The sequence below is a fragment of the Campylobacter sp. 10_1_50 genome (assembly GCF_000238755.1).
Lineage (GTDB): Bacteria > Campylobacterota > Campylobacteria > Campylobacterales > Campylobacteraceae > Campylobacter_A > Campylobacter_A concisus_R.
The window spans coordinates 1-1374 of sequence record NZ_JH414894.1; the positions used below are offsets into that span (position 1 = coordinate 1).

Sequence of the window (1374 nt, forward strand, 5' to 3'; positions counted from 1 at the left end):
ACTCCTAAGAATTGACTACTGATTTTAGGTCTCGCAAAGCTTGCCACTAAAATCAGAGCCGAAATTACTCGCACATGAAATTTTAAAATTAAAGGTAAGCTTTTTAGAATAAACCGCATGCAGTGCTTCAGCACCATTGCATGCACCTTGAACGTCGTAGGGGTTGGGGGATTGTTAAGGGGGAAGGGAGCTTCTTTTCTTCGCAAGCTCGCAACTGCAAGCAGACCGTAATTCAAGCCTCTTCCCCCTTAACAATAAAATTTATAATTTGTTTTGTAGTCTTATTTAAACAAATTTGAGTTTGTTTAAAACTCTAAAGAAAGAAGTTAAAACCTCTTCTTCCTAACCTCTTCAACTATAGCTTTAGCCATCTCATCTACTTCTGATGTTACTTCATTTGCTTGGTTAGCAATTACAACATTTTCTTTTGTTAGATTATCTATTTGAGCAACTGATTGATTTATCATATTTATGCCTTCACTTTGCTCTTTGATTGATTCACTCATCTCATTTATTGATTGAGCTAATACATTTGCATTTGCCTCTATCTCACTTAAAGATTTTTGAGTTCTCTCTGCTAGTTTTCTAACTTCATCAGCCACTACGGCAAATCCTCTACCATGTTCTCCTGCTCTTGCTGCTTCTATTGCAGCATTAAGAGCAAGTAAATTTGTTTGATCTGCTATATCTCTTATTATTACGATGATATTTTTTATCTCTTCGGATTGTCTTGTTACATCTTCTGCTTTTTGACTTATTGCATTCATTGAGCTAGACATTTGCTCTACTGCAGCTGCAGATTCTTGTAAGCTATTTGCTTGAGTGCTAGCTGAGTTAGCTACTTGTGAGACTGAGTCAGACAAAAGTTTTGCTTTTTCTTCAAGCACTTGAGCTTGGTTTAGATTGTCATTTAACATTTTAGATATTTCAATGCCTAGTGAGTTTATACCACTTGCTATCTTACCATCATCATCAAGTCTTTTTGTAAAGTCTTGGTTTTTATAAGTGTTAAGTAGATCAAGTACATCTTTGCCATTACTTGAGATTGCATTTTTAAGAGCAAGTTGTAGATCTTTAAATGTGCTTTTTAGTTGATTTAGAGCTGGGTTATTAGTATCTGCTTCTAGGCTTGCTTCATAGTTGCCATCTTTTATCTCATTTACAAAGGTGTTGGCTTTTTGGATGAAAGCATTTTCATTTTCTTTAGCTGTTCTAATCTTTTCAATATTTTCATCTATCAAAGCTGCCATTTGAGAAATTTCATCTTTACCTTTAATATTTAAAAGATGCGCACTATTTGTCTTATTATTTAAAAAGTCAAAGAAATCTTTTAATGAATTTTTAGTTAAGTCAATGCCTCTTATTATATTTTTG

General features: G+C 33.8%; 2 protein-coding genes. Both read right to left on the minus strand.

All coding sequences use genetic code 11. The features are described from left to right. The coding region (locus HMPREF1019_RS10490) for a hypothetical protein (RefSeq protein WP_222859714.1) at window positions 1–236 on the minus strand (236 nt) is incomplete at its 3' end. 90 nt (window positions 237–326) lie between these two features. Beyond that, on the minus strand, window positions 327–1374 hold a 1048-nt coding region (locus HMPREF1019_RS10495; protein ID WP_009295558.1), incomplete at its 5' end, for a methyl-accepting chemotaxis protein.